The 20,328-nt window shown below is 64.8% G+C and carries 16 protein-coding genes and 1 pseudogene; 15 read left to right on the plus strand and 2 right to left on the minus strand.

Annotation, left to right across the window (positions count from 1 at the left end; all coding sequences use genetic code 11):
* The 3 genes and pseudogenes from QZ269_RS03360 to QZ269_RS03370 form a co-directional block, all read left to right on the plus strand.
* Positions 1-385: pseudogene (locus tag QZ269_RS03360) on the plus strand (AAA family ATPase); the annotation flags it as partial.
* Positions 382-3,351 carry a transglutaminaseTgpA domain-containing protein gene (locus QZ269_RS03365; protein ID WP_291424304.1) on the plus strand — a complete coding sequence of 990 codons (2,970 nt, stop codon included), beginning with the start codon at positions 382-384 and terminating at the stop codon, positions 3,349-3,351. The pseudogene QZ269_RS03360 and the gene QZ269_RS03365, both read left to right, overlap by 4 nt.
* A gap of 226 nt (positions 3,352-3,577) precedes the next feature.
* On the plus strand, positions 3,578-6,523 hold the full coding sequence (locus QZ269_RS03370; protein WP_291424306.1) for an insulinase family protein: 2,946 nt from the start codon (positions 3,578-3,580) through the stop codon (positions 6,521-6,523).
* A gap of 208 nt (positions 6,524-6,731) precedes the next feature.
* Here the strand turns inward: QZ269_RS03370 and QZ269_RS03375 are convergent, their stop codons facing one another.
* Positions 6,732-7,172, minus strand: a complete 441-nt coding sequence (locus QZ269_RS03375; RefSeq protein ID WP_291424308.1) for a 23S rRNA (pseudouridine(1915)-N(3))-methyltransferase RlmH — start codon at positions 7,170-7,172, stop codon at positions 6,732-6,734.
* Positions 7,173-7,290: 118 nt separating this feature from the next.
* Between QZ269_RS03375 and QZ269_RS03380 the strand changes: the two genes are divergently transcribed.
* From QZ269_RS03380 to ftsZ, 12 genes are all read left to right on the plus strand, one after another.
* Positions 7,291-7,719, plus strand: a complete 429-nt coding sequence (locus tag QZ269_RS03380) for a hypothetical protein (protein ID WP_291424310.1) — start codon at positions 7,291-7,293, stop codon at positions 7,717-7,719.
* Positions 7,720-7,836: 117 nt separating this feature from the next.
* Entirely contained in the window at positions 7,837-8,055 is a 219-nt protein-coding gene (locus QZ269_RS03385; RefSeq protein WP_291424312.1) for a hypothetical protein, read from the plus strand.
* Complete coding sequence (gene rsmI, locus QZ269_RS03390; RefSeq protein WP_291424313.1) at positions 8,048-8,890, plus strand: 16S rRNA (cytidine(1402)-2'-O)-methyltransferase; 843 nt, start codon at positions 8,048-8,050, stop codon at positions 8,888-8,890. Before QZ269_RS03385 ends, rsmI begins: the two co-directional genes overlap by 8 nt.
* 105 nt (positions 8,891-8,995) lie before the next feature.
* Positions 8,996-10,000: a 6-phosphofructokinase gene (gene pfkA / locus QZ269_RS03395; RefSeq protein ID WP_291424315.1), complete on the plus strand. Its 1,005-nt coding sequence runs from the start codon at positions 8,996-8,998 to the stop codon at positions 9,998-10,000.
* A gap of 34 nt (positions 10,001-10,034) precedes the next feature.
* A complete protein-coding gene (locus tag QZ269_RS03400; protein ID WP_291424317.1) occupies positions 10,035-10,373 on the plus strand; it encodes a hypothetical protein in 339 nt (112 codons plus the stop codon).
* A gap of 4 nt (positions 10,374-10,377) precedes the next feature.
* A complete protein-coding gene (locus QZ269_RS03405; protein ID WP_291424319.1) occupies positions 10,378-11,541 on the plus strand; it encodes a pyridoxal phosphate-dependent aminotransferase in 1,164 nt (387 codons plus the stop codon).
* A 244-nt stretch (positions 11,542-11,785) separates the two neighbouring features.
* Positions 11,786-13,096, plus strand: a complete 1,311-nt coding sequence (locus QZ269_RS03410; protein WP_291424321.1) for a UDP-N-acetylglucosamine--N-acetylmuramyl-(pentapeptide) pyrophosphoryl-undecaprenol N-acetylglucosamine transferase — start codon at positions 11,786-11,788, stop codon at positions 13,094-13,096.
* Positions 13,097-13,111: 15 nt separating this feature from the next.
* Positions 13,112-14,701 carry a UDP-N-acetylmuramate--L-alanine ligase gene (gene murC / locus QZ269_RS03415; RefSeq protein ID WP_291424323.1) on the plus strand — a complete coding sequence of 530 codons (1,590 nt, stop codon included), beginning with the start codon at positions 13,112-13,114 and terminating at the stop codon, positions 14,699-14,701.
* A complete protein-coding gene (locus tag QZ269_RS03420) occupies positions 14,698-15,585 on the plus strand; it encodes a UDP-N-acetylmuramate dehydrogenase (protein ID WP_291424325.1) in 888 nt (295 codons plus the stop codon). Before murC ends, QZ269_RS03420 begins: the two co-directional genes overlap by 4 nt.
* A gap of 50 nt (positions 15,586-15,635) precedes the next feature.
* Positions 15,636-16,409, plus strand: a complete 774-nt coding sequence (locus QZ269_RS03425) for an FtsQ-type POTRA domain-containing protein (protein WP_291424326.1) — start codon at positions 15,636-15,638, stop codon at positions 16,407-16,409.
* Complete coding sequence (gene ftsA, locus QZ269_RS03430) at positions 16,406-17,821, plus strand: cell division protein FtsA (protein ID WP_291424328.1); 1,416 nt, start codon at positions 16,406-16,408, stop codon at positions 17,819-17,821. The genes QZ269_RS03425 and ftsA overlap by 4 nt, the downstream gene beginning before the upstream one ends.
* 118 nt (positions 17,822-17,939) lie before the next feature.
* Positions 17,940-19,028 carry a cell division protein FtsZ gene (ftsZ, locus tag QZ269_RS03435; RefSeq protein ID WP_291424362.1) on the plus strand — a complete coding sequence of 363 codons (1,089 nt, stop codon included), beginning with the start codon at positions 17,940-17,942 and terminating at the stop codon, positions 19,026-19,028.
* A gap of 87 nt (positions 19,029-19,115) precedes the next feature.
* Here the strand turns inward: ftsZ and QZ269_RS03440 are convergent, their stop codons facing one another.
* Positions 19,116-20,138, minus strand: a complete 1,023-nt coding sequence (locus QZ269_RS03440; RefSeq protein ID WP_291424330.1) for an endonuclease/exonuclease/phosphatase family protein — start codon at positions 20,136-20,138, stop codon at positions 19,116-19,118.
* Positions 20,139-20,328: the final 190 nt, after the last annotated feature.

A 20,328-nucleotide genomic window follows, 5' to 3' on the forward strand; every position in this document is an offset into this window, starting at 1 on the left:
CGAGCGCACGCTGCTGGAAACCGGCGGGCGGGGCAGTATGGTGCGTGACCTGCCGGGGGTGCTGGACGCCCGCACGCTGCTGCTGGCCCAGCAGGAGGTCGATCAGGTGTATGTCGCCCCGGCGCTGCTCGATTACGTGCAGTTGCTGGCCCGCGCGACCCGTGAACACCCCGCGTTCCAGGTGGGCCTCAGCCCCCGCGCCCTGCTGGCGCTGCTGGCGGCGAGCCGCGCCTGGGCTTTTCTGGCGGGCCGCCCGATGGTGACCCCGGAAGATGTGCAGGCCGTGTTTCCGTCGCTGGCCGGGCACCGCCTGCCGCTGCGGGAGCCGGGCGGCGACGTGCACGCCGCCATCACGCGCCTGTTGCGAGACACCCCCATTCCGTGAGCCAGGCCATTTCTGCTGATCTGGCCAAGCTGTCCCGCCGTCCGGCTGGTCGGCGCTCGCCCACGCTGCGCCCGACCAGACTGGGAACGGGCTTTCTGGGCCTGACCATGCTGACGCTGGTCGGCTGCATCAATTACGGCCTGAGCCTGGGCTACGGCCTCACCTTTTTGCTGGGCGGCGTGTGGATTGTGACCTCGGCGCAGGCGATACGGGCTGCCCGGACACTGCGCCTCAGCTTGCTGCCCCCGCCGCAGGTGGTGGCTGGGCAGACGGCGGTGTTCAAGGCGCAGATCACCCAGGAAGGGGCGGGCAGTAACGTGCTTTTGTCGCTTCAGGCTGTGCAGAATGCAACCGGCACCCGTGCCGCCAGCTACGGGAAGATCAGGGCGCGGGTCGGGAGCGGGCAGACCGTAACGGTGCCGCTTCCCGTTACCGACCTGAGCCGTGGCCCGCTGCGACTAACGGGGGTGCAGCTGGTAGCACTCGATTCCTTCGGGTTCTGGCGGGCTGCCCTGCCTGCCGGGGATGCTCCCGAGGTTCTGGTCTATCCGGCCCCCGAAACGGACGCGCCGCCGCCGCCGAATGTGCGGGCGGCGGGCACGGGCAACTCGGTGTACCGCGTGTCCGGCAACGACGAATTCGCGGGCGTGCGGCCCTACCTGGCCGGAGACGCCCCACGCCTGATTTCCTGGAAACATGCGGCCCGCACCGGCACCCTGATGACCCGCGAGTTCGATGCCCCGGCGGGGACGGCGCTGGCCCTCGACTGGGCGGCGACTGCTGGCCCCGGCGGCGGCCAAAGTGTAGAGGCCCGGCTTTCCCGCATGGCGGCCTGGGTCGCACAGGCGCGGGCGCTGGGGTTAACCTTTTCGTTTTCGCTGCCCGGCACAGTGCTGGCCCCTGGACAGGGCGACGCTCAGGCCCGCGCGGCCCTGAGCGCTCTGGCAACCTTTGCGCCGCTGCCTCTACCACCCGAAACGCCAAAAGCGCAGAAGTCCCCGGCGCGTGTACTGGCCTCCGCTCCACTCCAGTTCTCGCTGCTGGCCCTCGGGTTTGCCATAGTGCCCGGGGTTCTGCGGTATCCGGTCTGGGCCAGTGCGCTGATCGGCGGTCTACTGATGTACCGCGCCCTGGAAGCCAGCCCAGCGCGGCAGCTGCGTCCCCTGCCCCCACTGGTGCTGGCGCCGCTGGCGCTGGCGGGTGGCCTGGGCCTGAACGCGCAGTACGGCACGCTGCTCGGCCAGGACGCCGGAACCGCGATTCTGGCTGTGCTGCTGGCTCTCAAGGCTGCCGAAACGCGCAACGTGCGCGACGCCAAACTGCTCTCGCTGCTGGGGCTTTTCCTGACCAGCACCCATTATTTTCACAGCCAGGGGCCGCTGGTGGCGCTGCACAGCATTTTTGCCGCCGTCTTGCTGCTGGGGGCGCTGACTCGCTGGGTCAGCCCCGAGCCTGCCGCGCAGCCGCTGCTGGGCCGCGCTGGTCTGCGGGCTGCCGGGCGGATGCTGGGGCTCGCTGCTCCGCTGGCGCTGCTGCTGTTCGCCTTTTTTCCGCGTCCAGACGGCCCCCTGTGGCAACTGAAGCTGCAAAGTGGCAACCAGACCGGGCTGGCCGACGAGATCAGCGCCGGGGAATTTAGCCATCTGGCCCAGAACAACGCCGTGGCGTTCCGCGCCGACTTTGCGGGCGGGCCGATTCCGCCGCCGGAACAGCGCTACTGGCGCGGCCCCGTCTATGAAAACTACAACGGCGTCAAGTGGACCCAACTCCGGACGCGCTTTGCCTCCCCCAGTGTGGACTTTGTGCCGGGCGCGGCGACCTACAGCTACGCCCTGACACTGGAGCCGACCAACAAGCCGTGGCTGCTGGCGCTGGATACTCCGACCAAATTGCCCGCCAACTCTATCTTGACCACTGGATTTCAGGCGCTGACCTTCAAGCCTGCCAGTTTGCGGACCCGCTACGAGTTTCAGAGTCAGGCGGCGCAGCTTGGGCGCCGCGAGAGTGTCGAGCGCCTGAACTTTGACCTCTACCTGCCTGCGGGCCAGAGTCCACGGGCGCTGGCACTGGGCCAGAGCTGGAGCAACCTGCCTCCCGAAAAGCGGGTGCAGGCCGGACTGGACTACGTTGCCAGTCACGGCTTTACCTATACCCTCGACCCGCCGGGCCTGGCGGAACAAGACCGCGTAGACCATTTCCTGTTCGAGTCTAAAAGAGGCTTCTGCGAGCATTATTCCAGCGCCTTTGGCTTTCTGATGCGGGCGGCGGGCGTGCCTACCCGCATCGTCGGCGGCTATCAGGGCGGCGAACTGAACCCCGACGGCAACTACCTGATCGTGCGCCAGCAGGACGCCCACGCCTGGAACGAGGTGTGGTTGCAGGGCCAGGGCTGGGTGCGCGTGGACCCGACGGCGGTGGTGGCCCCCGCCCGCATCAAGACCAACCTGAGCACGGCGCTCAGTGCCCCACACGCGGCCACCCCCCGGCCACAGACTTCGCTTGATCAGGTACGGCTGCGAATCGATTCCTTTCAGAACAGCTGGAACAACTGGGTGGTCAGTTACAACGGAGATCAGCAGCGCAGTCTGCTTTCGCGCCTGGGTATCAGCGGCGTTGGCTCCGCGCCCTACATGCTGGCGCTGTTCGCGTTGGTGGCGCTGCTGCTGTGGCCCGCGCTGCTGCTGGTGCGCCGCGCCGCCCGGCCCCGTGACCCCGCGCTGGCCGCGCTGCACGACCTGGGCGAACGCCTGGGCCTGCCGCGCGAACCGGGCGAGACCGTAACCGCCTTTACGCGCCGCGCCGGTGAGGCTTACCCCGCCCAGACGGACACCTTGCAGGAGATCGCCAGGCTGTTCAACGAACTGCGCTACTCGTCCCAGGGAGCGGGCGCCGCATCACCGGGTACCACGGCATCAGCCACCCTGCGTGAACTGCGCGAAAAGGTGCGGCAGGTGCGGCGCGGGTAACGCAGACGGCAGTGCAGTCTGTTCCGTTAACATCCCGCCCAGGGCACGGGGTGGCCAATCTCACCGCACCCCGTCTGGCTCCTGCTCGTCAGGCTGCGCCTCTAGCCCGAGTGGAATAAGGCGGAATTGAGCGGAGTCCGTATAGGCCCAGACGCCGGAACACCGGCCCGCCTCCTTTGGGGTTTTGGACGGTATTTTTGCGCGGCGCGGCGCTATTCTGGTCGTTATGACTGTTCAGACCAAGTTCAAGCTTCCCCAGGTCGGCGAAAAAATAGGCCGCTACACCACCGAGCGGGTCGAAACCCTGCCCGAAATGTCGGGTCAGCTGGTGCTCCTGCGCCACGAAAATGGGGCCAGGCACGCGCACGTGGCCCGCGACGACGACAATCTGGCCTTCGGCGTGACCTTTCCCACCGTGCCCAGGGACAGCACCGGGGTGGCGCACATTCTGGAACATATTGTGCTGATGGGCAGCCAGCAATACCCCGTGTCCGACCCCTTTTTCAGCATGATTCCGCGTTCGCTCAGCACCTTCATGAACGCCATGACCAGCAACGACTGGACAACCTATCCCTTTTCGACCCGCAACGTGCAGGATTACTTCAACCTGCTCTCGGTGTATCTCGACGCCACCTTTTTCCCGCTGCTGCGCTACGAGAGCTTCCGGCAAGACGGCCACCGCTTCGAGTTCGAGCAGATCGACGACCCGTCCAGCCCACTGAAATTGCAGGGCGTGGTTTATAACGAGATGAAAGGCGCGATGGCCTCGGCGGGCAGCGTCATGTGGCAGGCGTTCGGCAAGGCGCTTTTTCCTGACCTGACCTACGCGCAGAACAGCGGCGGCGCTCCCGAGAACATTCCTGAACTGACTTACGAGGGACTGCGGGCCTTCCACGCGGCGCATTACCACCCCAGCAACGGCTTTTTCTTCAGCTACGGCAATCAGGAACTGGGGCGCGTACTGGACGAGATCGAGAGCCACGTCATGTCCAGGTTTCAGCCGCAGCAGCTGGACGTCAGTATTCCGGATCAGCCTAGGTTTACTGAGCCGCGCCGCATGGACGTTACCTATCCCAGTTCCGATACCGAGCGCGGCGGGCAGGTGCTGCTGGCCTGGAAGCTGGGCCACACCAGCGACCCCGACCTAAACCTGCGCTGGAGCGTGCTAAGTGACGTGCTGCTGGGCAACCCCGCCGCGCCGCTGACCCGCCCACTGATCGAATCGGGGATCGGTTCGGCGCTGGCCGACTTGTCAGGCTACCGCGACAGCTTCCGCGAGGGGGCTTTCGCAGCGGGCCTCAAGGGGCTAAGCACTGGAAAAGCCGACGAGGTGCAGGAGCTGGTGCTTTCGACCCTCCGGCACATTGCCGACACCGGCCTTGACCCGGCGCTGATCGAGGCCAGCCTGCACCAGTTCGAGATTCAGCAAAAGGAAGTCAGCAATGCAGGCTATCCCTACGGCCTACAGGTGATGTTCCGGCTGCTGGGGCCGTGGCTGTACGGCGGCGACCCGGTCACTGGCCTGCGCCTGGACGCCGAACTGCACAGGCTCCGCGCCGACCTTCAGGCCGGGCCAGTCTTCGAGCCGCTGATCCGGCGTGACCTGCTGGACAACCTGCACCGGGTCACGCTGGTGGTCGCGCCCGACCCTGAACTGTCTGCCCGCACCGAGCAGGCCGAACGCGAACTGGTCGAACGCCTTAGCAGGGAGTTAACCGACGAGGACCGCGCCCGCATCGTGCGGGAAAGTATGCAGCTCAAGGATTTGCAGGGCGCGGAAACTGGCCCCGACGTGCTGCCCACTCTGGCCCTAAGCGACGTGCCCGCTCAGGTCGCCCGCCCCGAATACCAGACCGAGCAGGCCGGGCGCGCGACCGTGGCCCGCGTGCCCCAGCCCACCGGGGGCCTGACCTACCTGGATACTCAGATTCTCCTGCCCGACGTGCCCGCCGATCTGCTGGACGTGCTGGCGCTGTACGCCTTCGCGGTGACCCGCAGCGGAGCCGCCGGACTCGATTACATTGCTCTGGCGCAGCGCCTGGAGGCCAGCACGGGGGGCATCAGCGCCAGCATGGGCGTTGGCAACACCCCGGACGACCTGGGTAAAACGCGCCTGACAATGACCTTCAGGGGCAAGGCGCTGGCCCGCAACGCGCCCGAGTTGGTCAGTCTGCTGAGAGACGTGATCGCCAGACCCGAGTTTGACCGCGAGCGTCTGCGGCAGTTGCTCGAACAGCGCCTTGCCAGCCTCAAGGCCAGCGTGGTAGGCAGCGGCAACGCCTACGCCAGTCTGCTGGCGGCAGCTCAGGTCAGTACGTCTGCGGCGCTGAAAGAACGCTTCGGCGGCCTGAGTGCCCTGGCCACCCTCAAGGGGATCGTCGAGGGGGCCGGAGAACAGCACACAGGCGACCTCGAACAGCGACTCGACGCGCTGCTCGGCAAATTCAGCCGCATTACCGACCTGCTGCTGGCCGGGGTGCCGCTGCTGTGCCTGACGGCCCTGCCTGAAGACCTTCAGGGCGACCTGGGGCCAATCGTAAACGAGTTTCACGGCGACGCGGCGGTGGGGCAGCCAGCCGTCACCCGGCCCGCGCACACGCCCCAGGCCCGCACCACCGACTCGCCGGTGGCCTTCAATGCGGTGGTATTTCCCACCGTGCCCTACACCCACCCGGACAGCCCCGCGCTGCTGGTGCTTTCGCGCCTGCTGAGCAGCAAGTACCTGCTCAAGGAAATTCGTGAAAAGGGCGGGGCCTACGGCGGCAACGCGGGCTTTGACCCCTGCGCGGGCAATTTCAGCATGACCAGTTACCGTGACCCCAACGTAGCCCGCACCTATCAGGTCTACCGTGACGCCCGTCAGTTTCTCGGTACCGACCTGGGCGAGCGCGATGTGACCGAGGCGATTTTGGGAGCCAGCAAGGGCCTTGATCCCCTGACCAGCCCCGACACGGTGGGCCGGATGCGCTTTTACGGCGATCAGGCCGGATGGACTCCCGAAGTGCAAGAGGCGTACAAGGCCCGCCTGCTAAAAGTAACGCTGGCCGACCTGAAGCGCGTGATGGACACCTACCTGACGCCCGAGCGTGCCGCTTACGCCCTGGTTGCGGGCAAAGACCCCAATGAGGACGTTAAGGAACTGGGCCTGAAGTTCGAGGTGGCGGGGGTTTAATGCGGAGTGTCGTTTTGTTTCGTTGACCACCCGCAAGGACGCCGGGCTGCCCACTCCACGCCCGGAACCCGTATCTTTTCTCGCATCCGCCCGGCTTGAATCCAGAACGGCCCGGTTCCATCGGTAGTTCGTATAAGACCGTAGTGGCCGCTTAAAATCTGTTCCAGGCGGGTGCCGGGCAAGTTATTGATGCTTCCCGGAGACCCGGTTACCCCCGGTGATACGGTTCTCCCGCGCTGATCGTCGCGGCCCGGTACAGTGCCTCGATCATGACCAGCATGGCGAGGTCGTGGGGCAGGGTCAGCTGACCCAGGCTCCAGAGCAGCTGGGCCTGATCCCTCAGCCTGTCGGTATGTCCGTCCGGGCCGCCGATAGCAAAGGCCAATTCACCAGTTCCAGCGAGCGCCTGGGCGTCCACATACGCGCTCAGGCCCTCGCTAGAAAACTGCTGGCCGCGCGGATCAAGCAAAATCAGGGGGGTGCGCCCGGCGGCTTTGGCAATGGCCTCGCTCTCGGCGGCCTGCGTTTTGCCCGCTACCCGGCTTACCTGCACCTTGTGGTAACGCCGCAGCCTTTTTTCGTATTCGTCCCAGCCGCTGCGGGCGTAGGCCAGCTTGGGTTCTCCGACAGTCAACAGGTGCAGGCGCATAGTCCAATGCTAGCGGTGCGGGCGCTCTGGCTGACGTGCCCGCCCGTGGCCCATACCTGTGTGGCCCGGCCCGATGCTCTAAACTGCGACCCATGTGCAGATCAGTTGAGGGCCAGCAGTGAATTACGCGGCGACCCTGACCATCATGGTCGTGCTGGCTTTCTGCTTTCCGATTTCGGTGCGGCTGGCGGCGCAGCTCGGTATGCCTGAAGGCTTTGTCACGACGCTGCTGGTGGCACTGGTCATCTTCTCGCTGGCGGCCTATCTGGTACGCTGGCAGGTGGGGCGGCACTCGGTTTTGCTTGAGCGCTTGGCCCAGGCTAGGGCGCAGATCGCCGCCGACCCCGAAAATCCCCGGGCGTATTTTGTGCGTGGCGAGCATCTGGGCAAACTGCTCCTGCGCCTTGATCGCCGCCGCGAAGCCGCCGAGGTGATCGACCGTTACTCACGTCTGGGCGGGGCTAGAGAGTCTGAAATCGTGGCGCTGCGTGAAGCGCTGGGGTCTGCTGAGCGCCGCAGGAGGCGGGCCGAGCACCGTGAAGCCTGAAGTTCTGCCTGCCCGAGTGCGCGGCAAACGTCGCCCGTGTCATGACAACCTGCCCAAAAACGGTCAAAATGGAACCAGCATGACCCGACCAAGCGCGGCACAGTTCAGGAGAGAGCCATGAGGGCTTATAAGGGCATTGTCGAAAACGGTGTTGTAATGGTCATCGGGGCGCGGCTGCCCGAGGGCACGGTGGTTACAGTCACGGTGGGTGAAACCGAACTGCTGCGGGCCAGAATTACCAACGCCATCAAGGATTCCTCGCGCAAGGTCAAGGTCAGGGTCAAGCCCAATCCTGGTCTGGTGCTTGAAGCGCAGTTGCCCCCGCAGCATGACTGACCCAGGTGTTCCGTTGGCCGACCCGCACGTCTGGCTGGTGCCTACGCCGGTGGGTAACCTGGGCGACCTGACCCTGCGGGCCATCGAGGTGCTGCGAAATGCCGACGCGGTAGCCTGCGAGGACACCCGCCGTACCGGGGCGCTGCTCTCTCATCTGGAGATCAGTCGCCCGCTGGTGCGGCTCGATGCCCATACCATGCACCGCGCCGCGCAGGTGCTCGAGAAGTATCCCCGGCTGGCCTACGTGTCCGACGCGGGTACGCCCGGCATCAGCGATCCGGGGGCCGAACTGGTGCAGGCGGCCATTGCCCAAGACATTGCCGTCGAGGTGTTGCCCGGCGCGACGGCCTTTGTGCCCGCGCTGGTGCTGTCGGGATTGCCGACGGGGCGCTTCACCTTCGAGGGCTTTTTGCCCCGCTCGGGCCGCGAGCGCAAGGAGCGGCTGGCGGCGGTGGCGGCCCGCGCGGAAACCAGCGTGCTGTACGAAAGCCCTCACCGTCTGGGGGACACCCTGAACGATCTGGCCGCCGTGTGCGGGCCGGGGCGCGGGGCTAGCGTTACCCGTGAACTGTCGAAAAAGTTCGAGGAAAACAGGCGGGGCACCCTTGAGGCACTGGCAGCGCACTTTGCCGGGCCGGTCAAGGGCGAAATTGTCATCGTGGTTGCCGGGCGCCCACCCGAGGAGCTGGAGGCCGACGTACCCGACTACGCGGCGGTGGCTGCGGCGCTGGCTGCCGGGGGACTGGCGGTCAGGGATATACGTGATCACCTCGTGGCCCAGGGTTTGCGTAAGAATGACGCTTATGCGCTGGCCCTTCAGGTGACCGCGCCCTGACCTGCCCTTGCTACTCCTTGTGCTTACTGGCGCGTCTATTCACCTAGCCTCACCTAGCCACCTAGCGGCGCGGCCTGTTGCCCCAAGTTCCCCGAGGTCTTTTTCATGATTGAATTGAATACCAGCCATCCTAATCCAGCCGGAATCAAGCGAATCGCCGTTTTGACCAGTGGGGGAGACGCGCCCGGCATGAACGCCGCCATCCGCGCTGTTGTCCGTACCGGAGTGCAGCAGGGCATCGAAGTCGTGGGGGTGCGCCGGGGTTTTTCGGGGCTGCACCGTGGAGAACTCGCGGTGCTCGGGCCGCGTGACGTTGCCAATACCATTCAGCGCGGCGGCACCATCTTGCTCACTGCCCGCAGCCGCACCTGGCGCTCTGCCGAGGGCCGGGCGAAAGGGGCGCAGGTGCTGCGCGACTGGCAGGTCGACGGTCTGGTGGTTATCGGCGGGGACGGCAGCTTTCATGGGGCGCACTTTCTTCAGGAAGAACATGGTATTCCGGTCGTCGGCGTGCCGGGCACCATCGACAACGACCTATACGGCACCGACCATACCATCGGCTACTTCACGGCGGTCGAAACCGCGCTCGACGCCGTCGATAAACTGCGTGACACCGGGGCCAGCCATGAGCGCATCTTCGTGATCGAGGTTATGGGACGCCACGCCGGGCATATTGCGCTCGACGTGGCCGTGGCCGGGGGAGCCGAGGAAGTCTTTATTCCCGAGGACGACAAACCGGTCGACGGCGTCGTGCAGATCGTTAAAGAAAGCAGGGCAAAGGGCAAACTTGCCAGCATCGTTATCGTTGCCGAGGGGTACAAGGGCGGCGCACAGGCCGTCGGTGACGCGATTCAGGCAGGCACGGGTATGGAAACTCGCGTCAGTATCCTGGGGCACATTCAGCGCGGCGGTTCGCCCGTATCTAGTGACCGCATTCTCGCCAGCCGCCTCGGTGAAGCCGCCGTGCACGCCTTGATGGACGGGCGCAAGGGCGTCATGGTCGGGCGCACGGGCCAGGGCCTGACCTACACTCCGCTGCACGAAACCTGGGAAAAGCGCAAAGACGTGAGCCTTGATCTGTACCGCTGCGCCAAGTGCCTGAGCGTCTGAACGCGGCTTGCCCTGCTGATTGGTGACGGAGCTAGTGGATGACAAGATAAGCGTGGCTACCTTTCCTGCTCACCTCTTGTACAACAGGGAGGAAGCGGAAGCCGTGTTCTGGCGGGTTCAGATGCTGGCCGCAAAGGTGCGGCCTGTAATTAGAGCAGTTCTCCGAATGATGGGCACGTCGGAAAAACACCGCCGCCCCCTTCATTCTACGTCCTGCTCTTTCTTTTTCACTCGTTTCACTCGGCAAAAAGATGGTCAAAAGAGCACCATCTTTTTGCAAAATGCTCTAGGTGCTGCCTGTAAAGTGGCCAACCCACAAGCCGACGTTCTCTACACTTCTATTCTGCCCATTGCCGGAACAGGGCTAGGCTGAGGACATGACCAGCCCATTTGAACTGTCCCAGAAATCGAGGAGCCTCAAGCCGTCAGCGACTGTCGCCGTGACCAGCCGCGCCCTGGAACTCAGGCGGCAGGGCGTGGACGTGATCTCGATGAGCGTGGGCGAGCCGGACTTCGACACGCCGCCGCACATTAAGCAGGCGGCGGTCGAGGCCATCGAGTCGGGGAAAACCAAATACACCGCTGTCAACGGCATTCCCGAACTGCGTGAGGCGATCAGCGCCAAGTTCAGCCGCGAAAATGGCCTGGACTATGCCCCTGACGCCGTAACTGTGACCAGCGGCGGCAAACAGGCCATCTTCAACGCCTTTTTCGCTCTGCTTAATCCTGGCGACGAGGTGCTGATTCCCGCGCCCTACTGGGTCAGCTACCCCGAGATGGTCGGCCTGACCGGGGCTGTGCCCGTCGAGGTGCCGACCACCCCGCAGAGCGGCTTTATGCTGGACGTGGAGCTGCTGGCAAGCAAAATCACGCCGCGTACCCGCATGATCGTGCTGAACAGCCCCGGCAACCCGACTGGCGCGGTGTTCACGCCCGACATTCTGCGCGGCGTGGCAGAGCTGGCCCAGCAACATGGCCTGATGATCGTGACCGACGAAATCTACGAGCATCTGGTCTACGACGCCGAGCAGGTCAGCATTGGTCAGTTTGCGCCCGAGCACACCCTAACCATCAACGGGGCGAGTAAGGCTTATGCCATGACTGGCTGGCGCATCGGCTACGCGGGCGGCCCCAGGCACGTGATCGCCGCTATGAACGCGCTGCAATCGCAAAGCACCAGCAACGCCAGCAGCGTCAGCCAGTACGCGGCGCTGGCCGCCCTGGTGCAGCACGGGGCAACGAACCAGTTTGTCGACATGGCCCGCAGTGCCTACCGCCAGCGCCGTGACGTGATCGTGCGTGGCCTGAATGATCTTGGTCTGCCCACGCCTACACCGCACGGGGCCTTTTACGTGATGGCGAACACGCAGCGCATTCACGAAAACGAACTGGAAGCTGCCCGCATCATTCTGGATGAGGCGAAAGTGGCGGTGGTGCCCGGCACCGATTTTGCCGCGCCGGGGCAGGTGCGCCTAAGTTACGCGACCAGCATGGAAAATATTCAGGAAGTGCTGCGGCGGCTGGGCCGGGTCATCGGGTAATGCGGCCCGCCGACGCTGTGGTCATCGCCTGTCCGGAGTAGGCGCACGCCATCCCCGGAGCCTTCAAGAACGCGCTCGGCTGGCAAGAACGCGCTTGGCTGCGTAGTGGGCACGGCAGAATTCGGCCAGAAATCCACCCTCTTACTGTGTGCCATAAGCCGCAGCCGCCCTGAACCGGGGCCATCTGGACTACAGCCACTTGTATAGGGATCTCCCTCACCTTCAGGGTCTACACTGACCCGCGATGAGTCTTGTGGTTATGGCAACCGGCGGCACGGGCGGGCATATTTACCCGGCAGTCGCCACAGCAAAAGAACTGCTTTCGCGCGGGCATCAGGTGCTCATGCTCGGTCAGGCGGGCGGCATGGAAGAACGGGTGAGCGCCGAGCAGGATCTGCCCTTTTTCGGGGTCGCTGCCGGAAAACTGGCCCGCAGTGGGCAGGGCCGGGCTGACCCCCGCGAAATCGTGCGGGCCGCGCAGGGCGTGTCGCAGGCGAGGGCCACGTTGCAACGGCTCAGGCCCGCCGTGGTTGTCGGGTACGGCGGTTTTGCCAGTCTGCCGGGGGTGCTGGCCGCCCAGAGCCTGGGGCTTCCCACCGTGCTGCACGAGCAAAACGCGCTGCTGGGCCTGACCCAGAAGATCGCCGTGGGCCGCAGCAGAGCCGTGGGCACCGCCTACGAACACGTTAGGGGTCTTCCGGCAGGCAAGGGCACTCTGGTCGGCATGCCGGTGCGCGAACAGAAAATGGACCGCGCCGTCGCCCTGGCCCAGCTCGGCCTCCAAGACGGCCCGCTGACCATTCTGATCATGGGCGGCTCACAGGGGTCGCTGTTTCTCAACACCACCCTGCCGGGCACGCTCCACAACCTGTTCGGCAGTGAGGGGTTGTGGAACATGGGGAACGGGGATAGCGGCTCTGAAGAGGTAAAGCTCCTGAACTTCACCGCCGAAACGCCGCCAGCCGCCAGTGCGACCAGCCTGCCAGAGATCGATCTGGATTTCACTTCACTGGGGTCTGGATCGCTGGCGTCTGGCCCATTGGTGTCTGGCTCGCTGGCATCTGGGCCAGTGTCCAGGCCTACCCTCAGAACGGTGCCCACGCCCCAGCCTCCCGCCGATTGGAGTGCGGTGCAGGTGATTCACTCGACTGGCACGCGCTGGCTGGGCGACGTGCGCCCCCAGGTCGCTGACCTAAGCTGGTATCGCCCAGTGGCCTACGTGGACGCGGTGGCGGCGTGGTCCGTGGCCGATCTGGCGATTACGCGGGCAGGCACCAGTACCTTGGCCGAAGCGGCCTTTCACGGTGTGCCCCTAGTGATGGTGCCGCTGCCCGAATCGGCGGAAAACCACCAGTATCACAACGCGCTGGCCGTTGAACAGGCTGGAGCGGGCCGGGTCGTCGAGCAAAAAGACGCGCCCGAGTCGCTGGGTCAGGCGGTGTTAGAGTGTGCTGTACCGGGTACGCGCCGCACTATGCGGGAAGCCGCCCTGGCCCGTGCCCAGCCCGGAGCGGCGGCCCGCTTCGCCGACCTGATCGAACAACATCTGCGCTGACCCCCCCCTTTTGCCATGACTGACTCCTCAACTGTGATTCCTACTGCGACTCCCGCTGCTGGCCCCGCCAGACAGCCTTCCCAATCCGCCCCGTTCACTCAAGGCACCATCTCTTCCCCAGCCGCCACTTCCTCTCTAGCCAACGCTTCCTCGCCAGCCAACACCTTGCCCGGCCTTCAGCAGACCGGCCAGCACCTGCACTACCACCTGCTCGGCATCGGCGGCATCGGCATGAGCGCCTTTGCCCGCTTGCTGAAGGCACGCGGCCATCAGGTCAGCGGCTGCGACGAGGCGGTCAGCGAACTGACGCGGCAACTGGAAGCCGAGGGCATTCCCGTATCGCCGGGCCACGCTGCCGCGCACATTCTGGAAGCGCCGTTTGGCAAAGTAGACGTGCTGGTGGCTTCCGAAGCTGTTCCCAAGACCCACCCTGAACTGGTGGCCGCGCGGCAGGCCGGGATCGAGGTGCGCCCGCGTATGGCGCTTTTGGAGGCGCTGCTCACCGCTGGCCCCAGCGTCGGCGTGATCGGCACGCACGGCAAGACCACCACCACCAGCATGATCGCGGTGGCGCTGGCCGGGGCCGGGCTCGACCCATCGGCGTTCGTGGGCGGCCTCGTGCCGGAATTTGGGGGCAACGCCAGGGTCGGCACTGGGCCTTTCGTGGCCGAGGTCGACGAATCCGACCGTGCCTTTGCCGATCTCGGCTGTGAAACGGCGGTGTTCACCAACGCCGAAGATGATCATGTGGGCGGCAATCAAGCCACCTACTGGGAAACTGTCGAGGATCAGCACGCCGGGTTTGCCCGTTTCGTGGGGCACTCGGGCCGGGTACTGTCGTGCGCCGACTGGCCGGGGCTAGACGAGCTGTGCGCCCAGGCGCGTGAACACCTGCGCTACGGGCAGGCCGAGCACGCCGACTACCGCGCCGTCAACCTGCGTCCCGACGAGGACGGTACCGATTTCACCGTGCTGTACCGGGGCGAGGTCCTGGGCGAGGCGCGGGTCAGTCTGCCGGGCCTTCATAACGTGCTGAACGCGCTGGCGGCGCTGGCGGTTAATCACCTGTACGGCGGCGTATTTGAACCCGCCGCAAAAGCCCTGGCCAAGTTCCACGGCCCCGGCAGACGCTGGCAGAAGATCGGTTTGCTGGGCGGCGCACTGGTGATCGACGATTACGCGCATAACGCGACCAAGGCCGCCGCCGCTGTGCAGGCCGCGCACCAGACCGGGCGGCGCGTGCGGATCGTGTTTCAGCCGCACCGTTACCTGCGCACCCAGCAAAGCTGGCGCAAACTGGCCGACGCCCTTATGCAGGCCGACGAGGTGCTTATCATGGACATCGTGGCGGCCTCTGAGGCCCCTATCGAGGGCATTCACGCCACCCTGATCTCCGGGCGGATGGCCCAGAACGGGCACACCCAGGTGCAGTACCAGCCCGACCGTCAGGCGCTGCTGAAGTACCTGCGCGGCACGGCTTCGGAGCGCGACATTATCGTGACGATGGGCGCGGGCGACGTCTGGAAGCTGGCGCGTGAGCTGGTCGGGGAAGCGTCTGGAGAGATACACCTCCAGACGGAATCGCACGGGAGGTCTCAGCCATGACGATCAGCCGCACCGGGGCCAGAGTCGAGCGTCAGCCCCTTTCGCGCTACACCACCCTGGGCGTCGGCGGCGAGGCTGAGGTTTGGTTCGTCTCGGGCCTGGAGCAGTTGGCTGAGGCTATGGAGCAGCCCTACCGCGTGCTGGGCGGCGGCAGTAATCTGGTTATTGCCGATCAGGGCGTGCCCGAGCGGGTCATCCGGCTTAGTGGAGCACTGGCCGAGCGCGACCTGGAAGCCGACCCGGCGCTAAGCACTGCCGAGGAGATTGTCACCGGCTGGGTCGGCGGTGGCGTTCCCCTGCCCGGTCTGGTGCGTACCTTGCAAAAAATGGGCCTGAGCAATCTAGAAGGCACCGTGGGCATCCCTGGTCAGGTCGGCGGCTCGGTGTGGATGAACGCCGGAACGCGCTTCGGAGAAATGTTCGACGGCCTGCACACCATCGAGATCGTGTCGCCTGGGGGAGTGCGGCAGGTTACCCCGGACGATCTGGCCTGGGGCTACCGCGACAGCGGCATTCCGCGTAACCACGTCGTCTCACGGGTGCGCCTGAAACTGCGCCGCGCCGACCCCGCCGACGTGCTGGCGAAAATGGAGCACGCCGATCAGGCCCGCAAAGGCCAGCCCAAAAATAAGACGCCGGGCTGCGCCTTCAAAAATCCGGTGCTGCCGGACGGCCAGAAAGTCAGCGCGGGCAGGCTGATCGACGAGGCCGGACTCAAGGGCACCCAGATCGGTCAGGCCCGTATTGCCCCCGAACACGGCAACTTCATCGTCAATCTGGGCGGCGCGGCGGCGGCGGATGTTCACGCCCTGCTCGACCTGATTCGCCAAAGGGTCGGTATGCCGCTGGAACTGGAATACGAACTCTGGCCGGAGCGTCCCTGATGTTAGGCCCCGGCAAAGGGCGCAGGAAACAGCGGAGTGCCGTGCCAGCCGTGACTGTGACGCAAGCAGAACTTTCATCGGAATCACTGCCAGAAGATACGCTGCCGCAAGGTGCAGACCTTCAGGCGCAAGAACCCGCACCAGCAGAGCGGCCTGAACGCGCTGGGCGCGGCACCGACCCGCTGGCCTGGCAAGTGACCCGGCGGCGCGTGCGTCCGTGGGTCTGGTGGACACTGGGGACGCTCGTGACCCTGCTGGCCGGGGCCGTGACGTTATGGTTTTTGCTGCCAGTCAAGCACGTGACCGTTACCGGAAATGACCACCTCTCGGCAGCGGAAGTCAGGCAACTGGCCGGGCTAGGCGGGGAAGTCGGCTGGCTCTTTTACGGCGGGCGTCAGGCGAGTGGTCTGCTGAGTAGCCCCTGGGTCAAGTCGGCGACTGTGCTGCGGAAATTTCCGGATACCGTGCAGATCGAACTGGTCGAGCGGCGTCCCGTCTTGCAAACGGCGCAGCCTTCCGGCGAGACCGTGGCCGTGGCTGAAGATGGCCGCGTGCTGCCCGGCGCCGGGGACCTGAGCGCCCTGCCAACCGTGACTGGCTGGGGGCCGGAGCGCCTGACTGACGCGGCCCTGATCGCCGAGGCATTATCGCGCTACACTGTTCAATCGGTAGTCTATACACCTTCTGGTATGACTATTAAAACGGCAACCGGAACGCTCTGGAGTGGCGACCTCAAATCAATCGTGAAGTATGCTGGGAGCATCAGCATGTACCCAAATAAAACCATCAACATCTACCCTTGGGGGGTGAGCGTCCAGCAATGAGAGAAAGCGGAATTATCGTGGGGCTGGACATCGGCACCACCAAGATCACCACCGTGATCGGTGAAGTGCTGCCTGGCGGCAGCGTCGACATTATCGGCCAGGGCATTGTACCCAGCGAGGGCATGAAGCGCGGCAGCGTGGTTAATCTGGAACGCGCCACGCAGGCCATCAAGCAGTCAGTGCAGGCCGCCGAGCGTGTCAGCGGTGTCAAGGTAAGCAGCGTCTTTATCAGCGTGGCGGGCAACCATGCCAAGGCGATTACCAGCCACGGCCTGGCGGCCATCCGCCGCAATCAGGAAATCAACCAGGCCGATGTGGACCGGGCCATTGAAAACGCCCGCGCCGTGCCGCTCGACCCTAACCTGGAAATCCTGCACACGTTGCCGCAGGAGTATGTGGTAGACGGTCAGGAGGGCATCAAGAGCGCCGTCGGGATGCACGGGGTGCGCCTCGAAGTCGACGTGCATATCGTCGCCGGAACCGCCGGGCCGCTGCTGAACCTGCGCCGCTGCGTGCAGGAAGCGGGCCTTCAGGTCGAGGGCTTCGTGCTGCACGCGCTGGCCTCCGGACTGGCGACCCTGGAACTCAGCGAGCAGGAGCAGACTGCCATCGTGATCGACATGGGCGGCGGCACTACCGACATCGGGGTGTTCAAGCGGGGCAATCTGGCCCACAGCGCCAGCATCCCAATCGGCGGCGAACATGTCACGGCTGACCTCGCCCAGATTCTCAAGATTCCGGTGGAGGAAGCCGAAAACGTCAAGAGGCGTTACGGCGCGGCCCTACCTGAACTGGCCGATCAGGACCTGACGTTAGAGATCACCACGGCCAACGGCACCACCCACGCCATCAGCGCCTTCGAGCTTTCGCGCATCATCAAGCCGCGCATCAACGAAATCTACGGCATGATCCGCGACGAGATCGATCAGGCACTCGGCCCGGTCGAACTGGTCGCTCAGTCAGTTGTGCTGACCGGCGGCGCGGCCCAGTTGCGCGGCGCGGTGGACCTCGCCCGTGACCGTTTCCGCCTGCCGGTGCGCCTGGGTAAACCACGCGGCATCAGTGGCCTGAGCGATATCGTCAGTGGCCCCGAGTACGCCTGCGCGGTCGGCATGGTGCTGTACGGCATCGGTCAGGACGGTAAGGTGCCCCCCAGCGTGCTGGTCGAAGTGCCCCAGACCCAGCAGCCTGCGCCCACTGCGCCGCAACCCGCCGGGCGGCCTGCCCCTGCCTCCCAGGGGGTGCCGGTCGAGGTTGCCCCGAACGGCAAGATGGTCATTACCTCCGGGCCTCAGTCGGTCACCGAAACTGCCGCCAAGGCCGCGCCAAAACCGGCCAAAGACGCCAAGGACAAGGCCAAGTCTCAGGGCCTCGGGGAGCGCATCAAGAACATGTTCAAAGACTGGTTCTAGGTTTAAGAACTGTTCTGACCAGGGATCGGGCGCGGATTGACCACACAGGTAAGCTACACTAACCAGAACTAAAATTTGGGCCGCCCAGATTAAGGCAGCCCTGGGCTAAGGAGAGATGATGCAAGCGGCCAGAATTCGTGTAATCGGCTTAGGCGGGGCGGGCAACAATGCTGTAAACCGCATGATCGAATCGGGACTTGAAGGAGTCGAGTTTATCGCAGGCAACACCGACGCGCAGGTGCTTGCCAAGAGTCACGCCGAGGTGAGGATTCAGCTGGGTGACCGGCTGACCCGTGGCCTAGGCGCAGGAGCCGACCCCAAAGTGGGCGAACAGGCGGCGCTGGAAGACCGCGAGCGGATCAAGGAATACCTCGACAACACCGATATGCTCTTTATCACAGCGGGTATGGGCGGCGGTACCGGAACGGGTTCCTCGCCTGTGGTCGCCGAGATTGCCCGCGAGATGGGCATTTTGACGGTCGCCATCGTGACGCGTCCGTTCCGCTTCGAGGGGCCGCGCCGTGGACAGGTGGCCGACGAGTACATCCAGAAGCTCCAGGAGCGGGTAGACGGTATGATCGTGGTCAATAACGAGAAGCTGCTGACCGCCGTCGACAAGAAGGTTTCCTTCCGCGAGGCCTTTTTGATCGCTGACCGCGTGCTGTATTACGGCGTTAAGGGCATCAGCGACGTGATCAACGTCGAAGGCATGATCAACCTTGATTTTGCCGATGTGCGCAACCTGCTGGCGAATTCGGGCACCGTTCTGATGGGCATCGGGGCCGGGCGCGGCGACAAGATGGCCGAGGAAGCCGCCATGAGCGCCATTCACAGCCCGCTGCTCGAACGCGGTATCGAAGGGGCGCGGCGCATTCTGGTTAATGTGACCGGCGGCTACGACATGAGCATGACCGATACCGACGAGATCGTCGAGAAGATTCGTCAGGCCACCGGCGTTGAGGACCCCGATGTGCTGTTCGGGATTACTCCTGATGAGGCGGCAGGCGACGAGGTGCGCGTGACCGTGATTGCCACTGGTTTCGGTGAGGGTGCTTTTGGCAGCGGCCTGAGCAGCATGGCCAGCAGCACGCCGGGCCGCGCCACCCTGGACACCATCGTGCGTCCGGTACGTGGTGCTAGCACCGCCGCCAGCAGCTACGATCCCAAGGATTACGACATCCCCGCGTTCCTGCGTAACGGCGGCTAAGCTCGGCGCACAGCCCACCACGTACAGGCCAGCACGGACAGCCCCTCCCTTTCTTTCCTCGGAATAGGGCAGGGGCCTTTTTACGGTTTATGGCGCGGAGGCGGGGTCGGGCAGCCGCAGACGCGCGATAAGCGCCCGGTGGTCACTGACCAGGTCGGGAAGTGGCGCGGCATATTGGGCCTGAAGGCCACGCAACCAGATGTAGTCGAGCCGGGAATGCCCCAGATAAGCCCAGTGCGTGAACCCGAAGCCTGTTCCTGCTTCGGCAAAAGCGTCAGACAGCCCCAGGAAGCGCAGCGGATGGACCACGCCGCCGCGTGCTGGCGTGTTCAGGTCGCCTGCCAGCACCAGCGGATCGGCAGAGTGGCGCAAAAGCCCGGCCATAACCGTCTGAAAATCCCAGCGCACCTGTAGTTGATGCTCGGTACGCTGCTGCAACGTACGCACGGGTCGCCCACCCTTTTGCGGCAGTGGAAGCGGCAGGGGAAAAGTGGTCAGGTGAGTATTGACGACTGTGACCGTCTGGCCCTCAACCCGCAGCCGGGTCAACAGCAGCGTGTGCGGCGAGTGCGGAAATTTGATGACCTGCCACCCCAGCACCGGCACATGCGCCAGGGTCAGCAGTTCGTCATTTCGCACGACGTTCCAGCCGGGAAAAGCCGCCCTGAGCTGAGTCTCGAAAGCCTTTCCTGAACGCTGACGGTCGAGGGCTTCTTGCAAGGTGACGACCTGTGCGCCTTCCCGCAGGGCTAGCTCGGCAACCTTTGTAGCTGGGGCCGAGGCGTAGTTGGTATTGAGGCTCAGCACGGTCAGCGGTCGGCCTGCGCCCGGAGCGCGAGGGGCGCGGGGCAACACGAAGCCCACGGTACTGACGGTAAACAGGGCTGCTGCTAGCAAATTGACCACGACCCAGCCCCGCTTTCCGACTCTGGCGGCCCGCCACGCCAGGAGCAGCGGCCAGGGCCAGAGCAGTTGCGGCGGCGCCATGTTCAGCAGAGCGGCCCACCACCATGACCCGGCGTGGGTGCGCGTGACCCACCACCAGCCCAGCGCGACCAGCACGAACAGCAGTGACCCGATTCGAATTGACCATGCAGAAACCCGCTTCATTTAACCTGCAAATGGTACGACAAAGAGGGAGGTGGGCCAAGGCGGCTGTCCTGGCACCGACGCAAGGATAGGAATGGACTGATCTGGACGCCACAGAGCGGAGTCGGGGGTTTGGCCAGCTGCACAAATTAGAGTATCTGAGGTACTACGGATTCCGCTTGAATCCACCACTGCCCGGTTCAATAGACCT

The sequence above is a fragment of the Deinococcus sp. genome, assembly GCF_018260405.1.
Lineage (GTDB): Bacteria > Deinococcota > Deinococci > Deinococcales > Deinococcaceae > Deinococcus.